The sequence below is a fragment of the Campylobacter lanienae NCTC 13004 genome (assembly GCF_002139935.1).
Classification (GTDB): domain Bacteria; phylum Campylobacterota; class Campylobacteria; order Campylobacterales; family Campylobacteraceae; genus Campylobacter; species Campylobacter lanienae.
Window position 1 is genome coordinate 554,679 of sequence record NZ_CP015578.1, and the last position, 15,559, is coordinate 570,237.

The 15,559-nt window shown below is 35.5% G+C and carries 15 protein-coding genes; 13 read left to right on the top strand and 2 right to left on the bottom strand.

From position 1 onward, the window contains the following. The 12 genes from lptE (at position 1) to ilvA (ending at position 11,620) form a co-directional block, all read left to right on the top strand. A complete protein-coding gene (gene lptE / locus CLAN_RS02840; RefSeq protein ID WP_096014837.1) occupies positions 1-540 on the top strand; it encodes an LPS assembly lipoprotein LptE in 540 nt (179 codons plus the stop codon). Next, a complete protein-coding gene (locus CLAN_RS02845) occupies positions 521-2,056 on the top strand; it encodes a GGDEF domain-containing protein (protein WP_100590537.1) in 1,536 nt (511 codons plus the stop codon). Before lptE ends, CLAN_RS02845 begins: the two co-directional genes overlap by 20 nt. After that, positions 2,056-3,222, top strand: coding sequence for a bifunctional folylpolyglutamate synthase/dihydrofolate synthase (locus tag CLAN_RS02850; protein ID WP_100590538.1), 1,167 nt, complete (start codon positions 2,056-2,058; stop codon positions 3,220-3,222). Before CLAN_RS02845 ends, CLAN_RS02850 begins: the two co-directional genes overlap by 1 nt. Beyond that, positions 3,212-4,105, top strand: coding sequence for a M23 family metallopeptidase (locus CLAN_RS02855; protein ID WP_096019247.1), 894 nt, complete (start codon positions 3,212-3,214; stop codon positions 4,103-4,105). Before CLAN_RS02850 ends, CLAN_RS02855 begins: the two co-directional genes overlap by 11 nt. Continuing rightward, on the top strand, positions 4,054-4,473 hold the full coding sequence (locus CLAN_RS02860) for a bactofilin family protein (protein ID WP_096013434.1): 420 nt from the start codon (positions 4,054-4,056) through the stop codon (positions 4,471-4,473). The genes CLAN_RS02855 and CLAN_RS02860 overlap by 52 nt, the downstream gene beginning before the upstream one ends. Next, positions 4,454-7,396: a DEAD/DEAH box helicase gene (locus CLAN_RS02865; RefSeq protein ID WP_100590539.1), complete on the top strand. Its 2,943-nt coding sequence runs from the start codon at positions 4,454-4,456 to the stop codon at positions 7,394-7,396. The genes CLAN_RS02860 and CLAN_RS02865 overlap by 20 nt, the downstream gene beginning before the upstream one ends. Next, positions 7,393-7,998, top strand: a complete 606-nt coding sequence (locus CLAN_RS02870; RefSeq protein WP_100590540.1) for a putative metalloprotease CJM1_0395 family protein — start codon at positions 7,393-7,395, stop codon at positions 7,996-7,998. Before CLAN_RS02865 ends, CLAN_RS02870 begins: the two co-directional genes overlap by 4 nt. Next, positions 7,998-8,747 (top strand): DUF815 domain-containing protein, encoded by a 750-nt coding sequence (locus CLAN_RS02875; protein WP_096013431.1) that lies wholly within the window; start codon positions 7,998-8,000, stop codon positions 8,745-8,747. Before CLAN_RS02870 ends, CLAN_RS02875 begins: the two co-directional genes overlap by 1 nt. After that, positions 8,734-9,402 carry a 3-methyladenine DNA glycosylase gene (locus CLAN_RS02880; protein WP_096027366.1) on the top strand — a complete coding sequence of 223 codons (669 nt, stop codon included), beginning with the start codon at positions 8,734-8,736 and terminating at the stop codon, positions 9,400-9,402. The genes CLAN_RS02875 and CLAN_RS02880 overlap by 14 nt, the downstream gene beginning before the upstream one ends. A 96-nt stretch (positions 9,403-9,498) precedes the next feature. Further along, complete coding sequence (locus CLAN_RS02885) at positions 9,499-9,903, top strand: YgiW/YdeI family stress tolerance OB fold protein (RefSeq protein ID WP_096013429.1); 405 nt, start codon at positions 9,499-9,501, stop codon at positions 9,901-9,903. 123 nt (positions 9,904-10,026) lie between these two features. Continuing rightward, entirely contained in the window at positions 10,027-10,425 is a 399-nt protein-coding gene (locus CLAN_RS02890; protein ID WP_096014828.1) for a CoA-binding protein, read from the top strand. Continuing rightward, positions 10,409-11,620, top strand: a complete 1,212-nt coding sequence (ilvA, locus tag CLAN_RS02895; RefSeq protein ID WP_096013427.1) for a threonine ammonia-lyase — start codon at positions 10,409-10,411, stop codon at positions 11,618-11,620. Before CLAN_RS02890 ends, ilvA begins: the two co-directional genes overlap by 17 nt. 26 nt (positions 11,621-11,646) lie before the next feature. Here the strand turns inward: ilvA and uvrC are convergent, their stop codons facing one another. After that, positions 11,647-13,440 carry an excinuclease ABC subunit UvrC gene (gene uvrC / locus CLAN_RS02900; protein WP_100590541.1) on the bottom strand — a complete coding sequence of 598 codons (1,794 nt, stop codon included), beginning with the start codon at positions 13,438-13,440 and terminating at the stop codon, positions 11,647-11,649. Then, positions 13,427-13,870, bottom strand: a complete 444-nt coding sequence (locus CLAN_RS02905) for a hypothetical protein (protein WP_100590542.1) — start codon at positions 13,868-13,870, stop codon at positions 13,427-13,429. Before CLAN_RS02905 ends, uvrC begins: the two co-directional genes overlap by 14 nt. 147 nt (positions 13,871-14,017) lie before the next feature. On the opposite strand from CLAN_RS02905, the gene guaA reads away from it, so the two are divergent. Beyond that, the gene (gene guaA / locus CLAN_RS02910; protein WP_096013424.1) at positions 14,018-15,550 is read left to right on the top strand and encodes a glutamine-hydrolyzing GMP synthase; all 1,533 of its coding nucleotides are present in this window, start codon (positions 14,018-14,020) and stop codon (positions 15,548-15,550) included. Positions 15,551-15,559: the final 9 nt, after the last annotated feature.

Sequence of the window (15,559 nt, forward strand, 5' to 3'; positions counted from 1 at the left end):
GTGAGATTAATTGCCATTTTATTGCTAGCTTTTTTTATTGTAGGTTGTGGCTATAAACCATCTAGCGTGGCAGCTAGAGATATTTTAGGTAGTAGTGTTTGGATCGATGTAATCATCAGCAAGATTGACCCAGAAAGCTCAGTAGCTATAAAAGATGGTATCAAATCAGCGATGTTAAGGCGCCTTGGCGTTAGCTTAACTCAAAAAGACAAAGCTGAAAGTATCATTATAGCGTCTATAAAATCTTTGACATTTGATACTATATCATACGACCAGTTTGGCTACGCTACAGCCTATAAGGCAAATTTGATTATAGAGTATAAATTAAAGCAAAAAGATGGCAATATCAAGAGTGTTTTAGCTAGTGGGGATTATGATTTTCGTGTGACTAGAAGACTGAACGACAATAGATTTACAGATAGTGTAATTAGTGATAGTGAGAGGTTTGATGCGATCACAAATGCATCTTTACAGAGCTTTGATGAGTTTGTGAGCAAGTTAGCTATGCAAGGTCTTTTAAATGGCAAGTCTAATCTCTGATGTTATAAAAGATGTATTTAAAGAAGCAAGTCAAAAGAAGATCACTCTAACGCCTGATAATTATCATACGCTATTTTGTGCGGCTGCAGCTAGGCGTGGGCTAAGTGCGATGGAGTGTAAAAAGCTAGAAAATTATATATCCAAACTAGATCAAAGCTACCAAAACGAGCTTAAAAAGATGAATGTAAGAAGCATTGATGAGCTTTTTGCTTTTATTAGCTCTAGGTTAAATCGTGCTAATCCAACTGATATAACCAAAATTAGTCTAGCTCAAACAATGCTTTTAAAGCGAATTCTTCACGCTATAAACTTAATGCACAATACCAAAGCCAAGGATTTAGCAAACTCTAGTATCTCTATGCTTGATGGGGTTGTGAGTGTTGAGAGTTTGAATTTGATTAGGGATAGGTGGTTTGAGTTTGTTTCGCATTTTGATGATAAATATTTAAAAAGATTAGAAAAATATGGTATAAAACAAAGCGATGATATAGAGACAATAGTCGCTAAAATCGAGAAATTCAAAGATAATTCCAAAGAACAAGATTTGCAATATTTTAAAATTTGCGAACTTATAATAGCAGCCCTAGTCCCATCGATTGCTCCAAGTGCTGATGATGATATAGCTACTATTAGCGAGCATTTAAGGCAAGACCCAGCGCTATTAAGTAGCCCAGCTATGGAAGATGACATTAAAAGGTGTATATTAAAGCGAGTTAAGCTTGATCAAAATGAGATAAAGCATAAGATAGCTATTTTAGATGGAATTTTAAATGATTTAAATATTGAAATTCAAAATTTCGCCGCAACTCTTTTAAATAATGGTAGTAGCGTAGATAGCGCTATTTTTGATATGGATAATATCAGCTCAATTGATGATTATAACACCATAAAACAGAAGCTACAAAACACATCAAATTCACTTCGCAATGAGATATCAGCAATGGGATCTAGGCTAAGTAATGATAGTAGATTGATAAGTGATTTAAAAGAGAGAATTAAAGAGCTTGAAGATATGATAGCTAAGGCCAATATCCAAAAAGATGAGCTAACAGGATTAAATAACAAAAGTAGCTTTGAGATGGAGTTAGCTAGTATCGAAGAGGCTAAAACCAAATACTCAATAGATTATTCTATTATGATTATCGGGATTAATGGTCTGGATGATATCGGCTCAAAATATGGCTTAAATGCCAAGGATGCGATCTTGTCTACAATGGCTAAAATCATACAGAATCGCTGCATAAATGGAGAATTTATCGCTAGGACAAAGGCGGATGAATTTGTGATATTAATAGCAAATTTAGATATAAATAGCTCTATGAGTTTAGCTCAAACTATGATAAATGATATATCTGGGTATAAATTTCGATATAAAGATGAGCATATTGTAGTTAGTGTTAGTTGTGGTATTGCTATTAGATCTAGTGCTAATACTCAATCTGATATGATACAAAAGGCAAATTTGGGATTGAAATCTGCTAGGAGCGAGGGGGTTAATTGTATAAAAGTTCTTTGATGGATTATGAGATATTTCTAAGCTCAAAACCATTGTATTATCAAGAGATTAATTATGAGAGATTTCCTAAAATTTATAAACTTATAAAATCCAAGCTCAATCCACCACCAATTATCCATGTAGTAGGCACTAATGGCAAGGGAAGCACCGGTAGATTCCTAACTCAAATTCTCACTTCTAGCGGTAAAAGAGTTGGTCACTATAGCAGTCCGCATATATTTGATTTTAGCGAGAGATTTTATAGTGGTTGTGAGGTGATTGATAAAGATAGATTAAATTTAGCTCATAATAGGCTTTTAGATATTTTTGGCTCTTTTGATGGCTTTGAGATGGTAGAGAGATTAAGCTATTTTGAGTGGGCGACTCTGCTTTGTGTGGTGCTGTTTGAGGGGTATGATTATTTGGTTATGGAAGCTGGAATGGGTGGAGAGTATGATGCTACAAATGTATTTGATAAAATTCTTAGTATATTTACGCCAATTGGATTAGACCATACAGATATGCTAGGTGATACCCTTAGCAAGATAGCCACAACCAAGCTTAATGCGATGGGAAAAGTAGCTTTGATAAGTAGTGAATTTGCCTGTATGGAATTAGCCAAGGATATAGCAAAGAGCAAAAAGGCAAATTTAATAATCCAAAAAGATATATTTCAACATAGCATTGATGAGTATGCTAAGAGATTTGAATTAGCGGATTTTTTAAAGATAAATTTATCCCTAGCAGTAAATGCGGCTAAAATTTTAGGTGTGGAGAAATTAGATAATATAATTTTAAATTTAGATAGATTAAGCTTAATAGGCAGATGCCAAAGGATAAAAGATAACCTAATAATCGATGTCGGACACAATCCGCACGCAGCAAAAGCAATAGCTAAACACTTACAAAGTATAGGCTGGTATGGGGTGAATTTGATATATAATGCCTTTGATGATAAGGATATTTTTGGCGTTTTATTAAGCTTAAAGCCTTTTATTGCTACAATTTACATTTACAATTATGATAGTCAAAATAGAAAATTAGCAAAAAAACAGATTATTAAAGCAGCCAATGAGCTTGGTATTGAGTGTTTGGAGTTTAAGCATTTAGATAAAGATAAGCGTTATTTGGTTTTTGGGTCATTTATGTTGGTAGAAAATTTTATTAAGGATAAGATTGAAAGATAAAATTGTTGTTACAATAACTGATATTAATGGTTCTAGAAACTATCTCTTAAGTCAGGTATTAAAAAAAATTTTTATATATATCGTTGCGATTTTGCTATTGATTTTTGTCTTTGGGGCTTTGTATATGGGGTATTTACAAGATGAGACAAATAGCCTTAGACAGACCAAAGAGGAGCTAATAAGCAGTAGCGAGAGCTTGAATTTAGAGTATGAAAATATAAAACAAAAGCTCTCAACCAAAGAAGAAGAATTGATGGCTATCGAGGATAAAATTTCACTTTTAGAAGAGCAAATCGGCCTAAATGATGATATAAATAGCACCAATATCGATGATAGATTAGAAAATATTAAGCTTACAGTAGAGCAACAAAATATACTATTTTCAATGATTCCAAATGGCAAAGTAATGGAGGATGGCGGTGTAACGGCCTCTTTTGGGTGGAGGATTCATCCGGTTTTAGGCCATAGGCACCTACATCAAGGAATTGACCTTAGAGCACCTATTGGCACACCAGTATATGCACCAGCTGATGGAGTTGTCCAAGTAGCGGGATTTAATATAGTTAGCGGATATGGATATTTAGTGGTTATAGAGCATAATTTTGGCTTTAAAACTAGATTTGCTCACCTATCAAGAAAGGATGTTGTCCAAGAAGGGCAATTTGTCAAAAAAGGAGATCTGATAGGTTATAGCGGTAACACAGGTATAAGCACAGGGCCGCATCTACACTATGAAATACGCTTTGTTCAACGCCCATTAGATCCGGCTAATTTTATTAATTGGAATAGAAAAAATTATGAAGAAATATTTCAAAAGGAGAAGAGAGTATCATGGCAGTCTTTAGTAAAGGCAGTGGCAAATTTAACTCTGAAACAACCATAATATCAGAAGGAGCATACATAAAAGGGGAGCTAGCTTGTGGCTCGGTTTTATATATTGAGGGTCATATTGATGGTATGATCAAATCTAGCAACACAGTTGTAATTGGTAAAAACGGCAAGGTTACAGGCATTATCACGGCATCTAAGGTAGTGGTAAATGGTGTCTTTGAGGGCAATATCGATTCTGGGTCGGTTGAGATTTTAAGTGGTGGATTTGTCTTAGGCGATATCTGCTCTGGTAGTTTGAGTATTGAAGTTGGCGGAAGATTCGATGGCAAAAGCTCTCTTAAAGCTTCAGAGTCTATACAATCTTTAGAGAATTTAGAGATAATAGATACAGAGGAAAGTGGTGCAAGCAAGGGTATATGAGTTTTTTAAAACCCATAAAACTCAATTTCAAATTCTAATAGTCAATGATGACAAAGAGGCTTTTAAGGCTCACGCAGCGGCTACTTATGCTGGGCGTGAGTGCTTTGTCTTGCCTGATTTTAGAGCTAAAAGGGATGATGATTTAAGAGCTTTTAATAGTGAGCTTTTAGATATTAGCAAAGAGTTAAGCAGATTTCATCTAAGCACTAATCCAAATAAGCTATTAATCACTCCATTTAGAACTATATTAAATAAACTCCCCAATGCAAATCAACTAAGTGTAAAAAATATAAATTTAAACGATACAATAGATTTAGCTAAATTCAAAGATGAAATTCTAGGATATGGATATAACTTTGTCGATATTGTCCAAAGTAGGGGCGAGATTAGAATTAGTGGTGATATTATTGATATTTATAGCGTTGGTGATGAGTTGCCTTGTAGGATAGCTTTGGATATTGATATAGTCGAGAGTATTCGCCGATTTGACCCAGCTACGCAAAAGAGCATTAGTAGCGATGAGAGCATCACTATCACCCCTTATATAGCCGCACTTAGCATTGATGAGCTAAATAGTACTTTAGATAGTGCTAATAATATTGAATCAAATAATTTAGTAAATGATTTAGCCTCATTTGGATTTTGGGTTATTGATGGATTTGTGGATTATTTAGAGCAGTTTGAGGCTATTAAGGATTGTGAGTTTGATTTTGATGATTGTGATATAAGCAAATTTGATAGCGTTACATCCTTGCCAAAAGCTAAGATATATAGAGTCTTTGAAGGTAGCGTAAATAGCGATTTAATAGCATTTCATAAAGATAAAAAGATAGAGATTTTAAGCGCTAATGAGAGTGCATTTAGGGCTTTGGGATTAGAGTTAAATCCAAATTTGAAATTCATCAAAAGCGATTTAATATTAAATTTAATTAGCAAAGATGAGCTTATAATCAGCCTAAATCATCTTACTTCACGCAAAAAAAGACAAAAAGCTAGCATTGTCTTAGATGAGTTAAAAATTGGAGATTTCGTAGTCCATAGCGAGTATGGAATTGGTAAATTCGCAGGTCTTGAGCTGATTCGTGTGCTTGGTAATAGTAGAGAATTTGTGGTATTAACTTATCAAAATGATGATAGATTGCTTTTGCCAACAGAGCATCTTGATATGATAGATAGATACATTGCTGGAAGCGGTGCGGTGGTGAGCTTAGATAAGCTTGGTAAAGCTACTTTTAGCAAGCTTAAACAAAAAGTCAAAGAAAAGCTTTTTATCATAGCTAACAAAATTATCTCACTAGCAGCCAAAAGAGAGCTAATCGAAGGGGTTAAAATCGATATTGATAGCGCTGAATTTGCTACTTTTAGGTCTCAAGCGGGCTTTGAATACACCAAAGATCAAGATAACGCCGTAAATAGCATTTTATCTCACCTTAGAAGTGGCAAGGTGATGGATATGCTTTTAAGCGGTGATGTGGGCTTTGGTAAAACTGAAGTTGCTATGAATGCGATATTTGCTTGTGTTAAAAGCGGATTTCAGGCTCTATTTTTTGTCCCTACTACTTTGCTTTGCTCTCAACACTATAAGAGTTTAAATGAGAGACTATCTAAATTTGATATCGATGTTAGGCGGCTTGATAGATTTAGCACAGCTAAGGATAAGGCTAGGTTATTAGCTGATTTAAGAGCGGCTAAACCGCTTGTAGTGATCGGGACACACGCACTTTTGAGTGTTGAGAGTGGGAATTTGGGTCTGATAATTATCGATGAAGAGCATAAATTTGGAGTTAAACAAAAGGAGAAATTAAAAGAATTTAGCGAGCATTCTCACATATTATCTATGTCAGCAACCCCAATTCCAAGAAGCTTAAATATGGCACTTAGCTCTATTAAAAGTTATGCTACTCTTACCACGCCACCACTTGATAGATTAGATGTTCGCACCTTTGTCAAGCAGTGGGATAGAAGCTTGATTAAAGAAGCAATTATGCGTGAGATCCGCCGAGCTGGGCAGCTCTTTTATCTACATAATAAAATTGCTGATATGCCAAGTATCGAGCGTGAGCTAAAAGATATAATCCCAAATTTAAAAATCCTCACACTTCACAGCCAAATTGATGCTAAAACTAGCGAAGATGAGATGATTAAATTTGCTAATGGCGAGTATGATTTATTGCTTTGTACTAGCATCGTAGAGAGCGGAATTCACCTGCCAAATGCTAATACAATTATAATAGATGAAGCAAATAAATTTGGAATTGCGGATTTACATCAGTTGCGTGGTAGAGTAGGTAGAGGCTCAAAACAAGGTTATTGCTATTTTTTAGTCAAAGATAAAGATGAGCTAAGTGATGAGGCACTTAAGCGACTTTTGGCTTTGGAGTCAAATTCATTTCTTGGTAGTGGGGCCTTGCTTGCTTATCATGATTTAGAGATTAGGGGTGGCGGGAATTTGGTCGGCGAGGCTCAAAGCGGTCATATAGAAGCTATTGGCTACTCTTTGTATCTTAAAATGCTCGAAGATGAGATAAATTCAATTTTAAATAAAGATACCAAAAAAGAGTCCCAAATAGATATCAAACTTAGCGTAAATGCTTTTTTAAATAGTGATTTAATCACAGAAGATAGATTAAGATTAGAGCTTTATAGGCGTTTAAGCAAGTGCAATCAAGTGAGTGAAGTCTATGATATCGGTGGTGAGATTGAAGATAGATTTGGTAAGCTTGATATCTATACTAAGCAGTTTTTGGATATCATAGTTATCAAAATTATGGCTACACAGCAAGAATTTAAGAGCATTAGTAGCTATGAACAAAATATCACTCTAACCAAAATGGATGGAATAAAAGTTGCTTTAAAATCGCCAAGCAAAGATGATGACGATGTCTTAGCTGAAATTTTACGCTATTTAAGGAAAAATAGATGATGATTTCGGGACTATCATACTATCAACCTCTTTATAATATAGAGACTCAAAGCGTTAATGTAACTCAAAGCAGTGAATCTAACGCACAAGAAAAAAGTAGTAATAACCAATATGAGCTAACACAAGATCAAAAAATGCAAGTTATAGAGCTACAAAGGCGAGATTTAGAAGTTAGAACTCATGAGGCTGCTCATATGTCAGCAGGAGCGGGGCTAACTACTGGGGCTAGTTATAGCTACCAAAGAGGCCCAGATGATAAGATGTATGCTATAGGTGGTGAGGTTGGTATAGATACATCATCAGGCAAAACTCCAGAAGAGACATTAAAAAAGGCCGCCCAAATCAAAAGAGCCGCCCTAGCACCAGCCCAGCCAAGCTCAGCTGACCTTCAAGTAGCAGCCACAGCTACTAATATGGAGATTGATGCCAAGATGGAAATTCAAAAAAATCAAAACCAAGAAACAAAAGACAAAACAGAGCAAAATTCCCAAAATTCGCAATCAAGCCAAGATACTTCAAACTACCTAAACGAACAGAGAAAAAATCCATATAATAGTGCTTTAAATAGCAATTATATGCCTACAAATATAGGGAGCTTTTGATGAAGATAAAATGGAAAAACACAAAAGCAGCTATAGTAAGAGATGGAAAGCTAAAAGCCGTAAGTGAGCTTGCCTATACAAATTTAGATGATTTAATCGGCCTTGATGAGCAAAAATCAAAACTAATCAACAACACATTGAAATTTATAAATGATGATATCGTAAATCATGTGCTTTTATGGGGTGAGCGAGGATGTGGTAAATCTAGCCTTGTAAGGGGTGTGTTTTGTAAATTTATGGATATGGGTTTAAGGCTTATAGAGATTAATACTAATGAGCTTAAAAATCTTCATAAAATTTTAGATAAAATCAGGGATAAAAAGAGATATAAATTTATTATTTTTTGTGATGATTTTGGATTTGAAAACAGAGATAGCTCGCTAGCGGAGTTAAAAAATCTTCTTGAAGGCTCTATCCAAGCACCACCATCAAATGCGGTATTTTATGCCACAAGCAATTTAAAACACCTTGTAAAAAGCAAAGCAAATAGCGATAATTACATAGTTGAGAAAGAAAATAGCAGAGAGAATTTAAGCCTTGCTGATAGATTTGGGCTTCATATTAGCTTTTATGAGTTAGGAGTTGATGAGTATATCGATATTGTGAGTAAATTCTTTGAAAATAGCGATATAGATAAAGAGAAGATAAAGGCTCAAGCTTTAGCCTACGCATCTAGCAAAGGGGTAAGAAGCCCTAGAAACGCTAGGTTATTTTGGCAGAGCGCAAAGGAGTATATTGAGAAGCGTTGAGCTATTTTTAGCACTTGATGGGGTTTGCGAGTTTGACTTTGAGTTAAATAGACATTGGTGGCCAGATTATGGGAGCTTTTGGGTTATAGTGGGTGCTATTTTAACGCAAAATGCTAAGTGGTCAAGCGTGGAAAAATCTTTAGCAAATTTAAGAGATTATGGGGTTAAAGAGCTATCAGATATCGCAAATTTGGATATTGAAGTTTTAAGCAGATTGATAAAGCCAAGCGGATTTTATAATACCAAAGCCAAAAGGCTTAGTATGCTTTGTAATAAAATTATAGATAAATTTGATAATTTTGATGAATTTGCTAGTAGCGTTAGCTTTGAGTGGCTCATAGCACAAAAGGGCTTAGGACTTGAGAGCGTTTATTCTATTTTGTGCTTTGGTTGTGGGCGTGATGTGATGGTTGTCGATAGCTATACTAATAGGATTTTAAGTGCTTTAGGGTATGAATTTGAGAGCTATGAAGAGGCTAGGGAGTGGCTAGAGAGTATCGATAGAGATGAGGTTTATAAAGCAATTGGTGATATAAGCGATAATGAGCTATTTTGTCGTTATCATGGGGTTATTGTGGAATTTTGTAAAAGCCATTTAAAAGGGGCTAAATTTGATGATTTTGCTTTGAGTTTATTTAGTGAGATTGCTATTTAGATAGCGTTTAAATCAATTTCTATCTTTATGGTTAAAATTCACAATAGCTTAACAAATATCATATATAATTACGCAACATTTAAATAAGGAATTAACATGAAAAAACTCAGTTTTATAGCTATTTTAGCTTTAGCAATTAGCGCAAACGCAGCAGGCTTTACAGGTGGTGCTAGTCAATCAAATACTTCAGGCTTTACAGGTGGTCAAGCACCGATGAATCAAGGTGGATTTTTAGGTCCTAGATATGGGGTAAATAGCGTCAAAGCGGCCCTTAGTGCGTGGGATGATACCTGGGTTGAGATAAAAGGCAAAATCATCTCTCAAGTAGGCCACGAAAAATATAAATTTAGCGATGGTAAAGATACTATTATTATAGAGATTGATGATGATGATTGGGGTGGAGTTAGTGTTGGGCCTGATGAGCTTATCACGATATATGGCGAAGTTGATGGCAACGCTCTTAAAGCAAATGAGATTGATGTAAAAAGAATAGTAAAATAGCTTAAATTCAACTTAATAAACTTAGTCCCAAAAGTTGATTATAGTAACTTTTGGGAGATTTTAAATTTAAACTTAGTAAAATTTCGTTACAATCCAAATCCAAATTCCAAAAAAAGAAAAATAATGCAAAATATATTAAATTCAATGAAAAATATAGCCGTTGTAGGCTTTAGCCCTGATCCAAATAAGGCTAGTAATCATGTCGGCAACTACCTGATAGAACAAGGTTTTAATGTGTTTGCTATCTATCCAAAAAGTGTAGAGATAAATGGACGCCAAACATATCAAAGCTTAAGCGAGATTAAGCAAAATATAGATACGATTGTTATGTTTAGAAAGGCTGAATTTGCCACAGAATTAGCCAAGGAAGCCCTAAGATTAGGTGTGAAAAATCTATGGCTACAATTAGGGATTGTAAATGATGAAGCCAAAAAAATCGCCCAAGATGGTGGATTGAACTTTATTCAAGATGCTTGTATCATGATAGAGCATAAAAGGATGAAAAATGATAAGTCTAAATAAAATTATTCAAGCTAAACGAAATATTGATGGATTTGTGGCTAAGACTCCATTTGGCTTTGCGCCAAAATTAAGCAAAATAGCAGATGCTCAAATTTATCTTAAAAAAGAGAATTTACAAATCACTGGAGCGTATAAGGTTAGAGGTGCCTTTAATAAAATTGCGAATTTAGATGAAGAGGCTAAAAAATCCGGAGTTGTAGCAGCAAGTGCCGGTAATCACGCCCAAGGCGTAGCTATCAGCGCTAAACACTTTGGCGTAAGGGCTATAATCATTATGCCAGAAGCTGCGCCACTATCTAAAGTTGCTGGGACTAAGGCTCTTGGGGCTGAAGTGATCTTAAAAGGGGATAATTTTGATGAGGCTTATGCCTATGCTTTAGAGTATGCTAAAGAGAATAATATGAGCTTTATCCACCCTTTTGATGATGAGTTAGTCCAAGCTGGTCAAGGGACAATAGCGCTTGAGATGTTAGATGAGGTTAGTGATCTTGATTATATAGTTGTGCCTGTTGGCGGTGGTGGGTTAATTAGTGGTGTGGCGAGTTGCGCTAAGCAGATTAATCCAAATATCAAGATTATTGGCGTGAGTGCTAAGGGGGCGCCGGCTATGTTTGAGAGCTTTAAAGATAGGTGCCAACACAACTCCAAAAGTGTGCGCACTATAGCTGATGGAATCGCCGTTAGAGACGCTAGCAAGATTACTTTGGCTCATATTTTAGAAAGCGTTGATGATATGGTACAAGTAGATGATGAAGAGATCGCAAATGCTATTTTGTATCTTTTAGAACAGCAAAAAATTATGGTTGAAGGCGCTGGAGCGGTATCTGTAGCGGCGATTTTGGAGAGTAAATTTGAGTTTAAAAAGGGCTCTAAAATCGGTGCTATATTAAGTGGTGGCAATATAGATGTCCAAACTCTAAGCGTAATTATCGAAAAAGGGCTTTTAAAAAGCTATAGAAAGATGATAATCAATGTCACATTGATAGATAAACCAGGTGCTTTAATGGCGCTTGGAGATGTTTTACGGATCGCTGGAGCAAATATAGTTAAGATTGATTATGATAGATTTTCAACCAAATTAAGCTATGGCGATGCCAAAATCACCATCACGCTAGAAACCAAAGGCAAAGAGCATCAAGATAGGGTTCAAAAAGCTCTAAAAGATGCTGGATACGAATATACTCAAGAGTTTTGATATATTTTGGCTAAATTTGAGAGAATTTAGCCTTTAGTAATCTTTGTAGCTACGATTTTATTGGTTACTTTTTTAATCTCATCAAAGCTAGCTTTTTGGATATTTTCAAAGTTTCCAAAGTAGTTAATAAGCTTGATTATAGAGCCTTTGGAGATACCAAGAGCGCTTAGCTGGCTACTTTGCAGGTCGCTTTTTTGTCTGCTTTTTTGATGAAAGCTAATGGCAAATCTATGCGCTTCATCTCGCAAACGCTGTATGAATTGTAGCTTTATATCATTTGAATTTAGACTAAATTTGCCTATATTTGTGTAAATTTTATCATTTGCCTTGCCTTTTGCTCTATTGGCTTTAGCATCAATTTTCTCTTTAGAAATTGCGATGATATCGACATTAGCGCCACTGCTTTTTATGATATCTTCAGCCAAATTAAGCAAAGCCCCACCACCATCAATGATCCAAAGATCTGGTGGCGCTGTCTTCTCAAAGCTTTTGGCTCTGTGAGTTAGGACTTGGCTCATTTGATCATAGTCATTTATGCTATTTAGGTGCATATGGCGGTATTTTGCTTTATTAAACTCTCCATTTTCCCATACAACCATCGCACCCACAGGGGCTGCGCCAAATAGATGAGAGTTATCGAAAATTTCAATTTTCAAAGGTAGGTTATTAAGCCCAAAACTCTCTTGAATATCCCTTGCTAGGGTGTAATCATTAGTTTTGATATGTTTTTTAATCAGCTCAAATGCGTTTTGGTAAGCGATATTTACTAGCTCTTTTTTTTCGCCTATTTTTGGTTGGATGATTTGGAATTTTTTGTTATGGCGAGAGTTTAGTATATCAGCTAGAATTTGAGAATCTTCAAGATTAATATATGTGTAAATTTTGGTTGAATTTATGGGTTGATCTATACCAAAAGCATCTAATATCATAACTCTATAAACCGCTTCTAAATCCGATTCTACCATATCTTTAGCTGGTTTTATGATGTGCGTAGAAGAGCATACTTTTCCATCTTTAATGCTAAATCTCACGCCACACACAAAGCCTAAGCTAGAATTGACGCTGATAACTTCAAAATCTTCTAATTTAGCTAAATCTATTTGAATTTTAACGCTTGTATCATTGATCGCTTTGATTTGATCTCTGATTTTAGCTGCTTCTTCGTAGTTTTCATTTTGGGCTAGGTTTAGCATTGTTTTTTCTAAATTTGGTATTAAAAGTTGTGGATTTTTGATCTTTTTTATAGCCTCTTCTATGATTTTGGCGTAATTATTTTTATCTATTAGTCCAAGACAAGGGGCGTAGCAACGACCAATTTGATGAAATAAACAACCTTTTTTCTCTTTTAGGCATGATCTTTTTTGGACTAGCTTAAACTCAGTGTATAAGGCTTCTAAAATCTCATTAGCACCTTTGAAAAATGGGCCAAAATATTTGATATTAGAGCCTTTTAAAACCTTTCTAGTGATCTCAAATCTAGGGAAATCGCTATTTAAATCTAGGCAAATATATGGATAAGTTTTATCATCTCTTAATAAGATATTGTATTTTGGATGGAGTTGTTTGATGAAGGAATTTTCTAATATCAATGCGTCTTGTTCGCTTTGGGTTGTAATCCACTCTATATGGACAGCTTCGCTTATCATCTTTGTGATTCTAGGGCTTAGATTTGAATTTGGCGTAGCATCAGCGTTGAAATAGCTCTTTACTCGATTTTTTAAATTCTTAGCCTTGCCTACATATAAGAGCTTTGAGTTTTTATCAAAATATTGATAAACTCCAGGGGAATTGGGTAGGGATTTTAACTCATCTATTAGCATTTATAGACTCTCTTAATTTTTCAAAAAGTGCGTAAATATCTCTATCTTGGGCGTTGTTTTTGAAATTCCCATCACTTCGCTCTATGAAAATTGGCTTTTTAGGCTCTAATGACTCTTGGAATGCTTTAGGTTTTGTGATGAAAATCACAACGCTTTTTATAGGAGTTAAGGCAGTATTTGGGGTATTGTCAATGTATTTGTTTAATAGATTTTTTATATGAAATTTGGTACTATCGTGATTTAGTTCAGATTTGGCAAGTGGATGTAAAACTGCGATAAACAAAATCCCATCTTTTTGGTATGTGAATTTAATCAGTCTATTTTTAGCCAGACCAAGTAGTTTTAATATCTCTCTTGTCTCTTTGGCGGCTTTTAATTTTTTATATTTAGGATCGTTGACAATATGATTAATAATCTCAAAACTTCGCATTTGGCAATTATAGCTATTTTTTGCTTAATTTTTTTAGTAGGATGTGGATATAAAGCAGATCCATTTTATACAGATTCTACGCAAGAAATCAAGGCTAATTAAGCCAAATTTAGATAGACTTGCGCAAATTTAATTTTAGGATAAATTATGAAAAATGCTGATATTTTGGTGCTAGATTTTGGCTCGCAATATACTCAATTGATCGCTAGAAGGCTTAGAGAAGAGGGCGTTTATGCCGAGCTTATGCCCTTTAATGCTACTCTTGAAGCGATAAAAGCCAAAAATCCAAAAGGTATAATTCTAAGCGGTGGCCCAGCTAGTGTTTATGATGAAAATGCCTATTTTTGCGATGATGGGATTTTTGCTCTTGGGCTTCCTATTCTTGGGATATGCTATGGTATGCAATTAATCGCTTACAAAAATGGCGCAAATGTCGCACCAGCCAATCACAAAGAGTATGGCAAGGCTAATATCGAGATTATAAAAGAGTGTGAATTTATGAGTGGCGTGGTAGATAATAGCATTGTTTGGATGAGCCACTCTGATAAGGTAAATGAGCTACCAAAAGGCTTTGAAGTGATAGCTAAGAGCCAAAATAGCGAATTTTGTGTTTTTGGTGATTTTGAGCGTAAAATTTATGCTATGCAGTTTCATCCAGAGGTCGCTCATAGCGAGTTTGGGAGTGTGATGCTTAAGAATTTTGCCAAGATTTGTGGGTGCGATAGCACTTGGAATATGGGAAGTTTTGCTAAGACTCAAATTCAAGCTATTAGAAAAAAAGTAGGCAATGATAAGGTGCTTTGTGCTGTAAGTGGTGGTGTGGATAGCTCTGTTGTAGCAGCGCTTTTGGCTACTGCGGTGCCAGAAAATTTGATAGTTGTATTTGTAGATAATGGGCTTCTTCGCACTAATGAGGCTAAGCAAGTTGAGGAGATGTTTAAGCTAAAACTTGGGGTGAATTTGATTAGCATTGATGCGAGTGAGTTATTTTTAAGTCGTTTAAAAGGTGTAAGAGACCCAGAGAAAAAACGCAAAATCATCGGCGAGACATTTATAGAAGTTTTTGATAACGAGGCCAAAAAGCACACTAATGTGAAGTATCTAGCACAAGGGACGCTATACACTGATATTATAGAAAGTAGCGTTGTAGGGGCTTCTAAAACTATCAAAAGTCATCACAATGTAGGGGGACTTCCTGAGTGGATGAAATTTGAGCTTATTGAGCCTTTAAGAGAGATTTTCAAAGATGAGGTGAGGGCGCTTGGCTTGGAGCTTGGGCTTAGTCGTGATGTGGTTTTCCGCCATCCATTTCCAGGGCCAGGTCTAGCGATACGCATAATGGGTGAGGTGGATGAGCCTAGTCTTGAGCTACTTAGAAAAGCTGATGTGATACTTCAGCAAGAGCTTAAAAGTAGTGGTTGGTATGATAAGACTTGGCAAGCATTTTGTGTGCTTTTAAATGTAAGCTCAGTTGGCGTGATGGGTGATAATAGAACTTATGAAAATGCTGTTTGTATCAGGGTAGTGGATGCTAGCGATGGTATGACGGCGAGTTTTTCTAGATTGCCTTATGATCTATTAGAAAATTGTAGCCGTAGGATCATAAATGAAGTTAGCGGAATCAATCGTGTAGTTTATGATATCAGCTCTAAGCCGCCAGCGACAATCGAGTGGGAGTAGAGCGGATTT

Excerpts from the sequence above, each read along its gene's own strand:
- CLAN_RS02850 (WP_100590538.1), top strand. The coding sequence starts at position 2,056 with ATGGATTATGAGATATTTCTAAGCTCAAAACCATTGTATTATCAAGAG.
- CLAN_RS02845 (WP_100590537.1), top strand. The coding sequence starts at position 521 with ATGGCAAGTCTAATCTCTGATGTTATAAAAGATGTATTTAAAGAAGCA.
- CLAN_RS02870 (WP_100590540.1), top strand. The coding sequence starts at position 7,393 with ATGATGATTTCGGGACTATCATACTATCAACCTCTTTATAATATAGAG.
- uvrC (WP_100590541.1), bottom strand. The coding sequence starts at position 13,440 with ATGCTAATAGATGAGTTAAAATCCCTACCCAATTCCCCTGGAGTTTAT.
- ilvA (WP_096013427.1), top strand. The coding sequence starts at position 10,409 with ATGATAAGTCTAAATAAAATTATTCAAGCTAAACGAAATATTGATGGA.
- CLAN_RS02905 (WP_100590542.1), bottom strand. The coding sequence starts at position 13,870 with ATGCGAAGTTTTGAGATTATTAATCATATTGTCAACGATCCTAAATAT.
- CLAN_RS02890 (WP_096014828.1), top strand. The coding sequence starts at position 10,027 with ATGCAAAATATATTAAATTCAATGAAAAATATAGCCGTTGTAGGCTTT.
- CLAN_RS02875 (WP_096013431.1), top strand. The coding sequence starts at position 7,998 with ATGAAGATAAAATGGAAAAACACAAAAGCAGCTATAGTAAGAGATGGA.
- CLAN_RS02860 (WP_096013434.1), top strand. The coding sequence starts at position 4,054 with ATGGCAGTCTTTAGTAAAGGCAGTGGCAAATTTAACTCTGAAACAACC.
- guaA (WP_096013424.1), top strand. The coding sequence starts at position 14,018 with ATGAAAAATGCTGATATTTTGGTGCTAGATTTTGGCTCGCAATATACT.
- CLAN_RS02885 (WP_096013429.1), top strand. The coding sequence starts at position 9,499 with ATGAAAAAACTCAGTTTTATAGCTATTTTAGCTTTAGCAATTAGCGCA.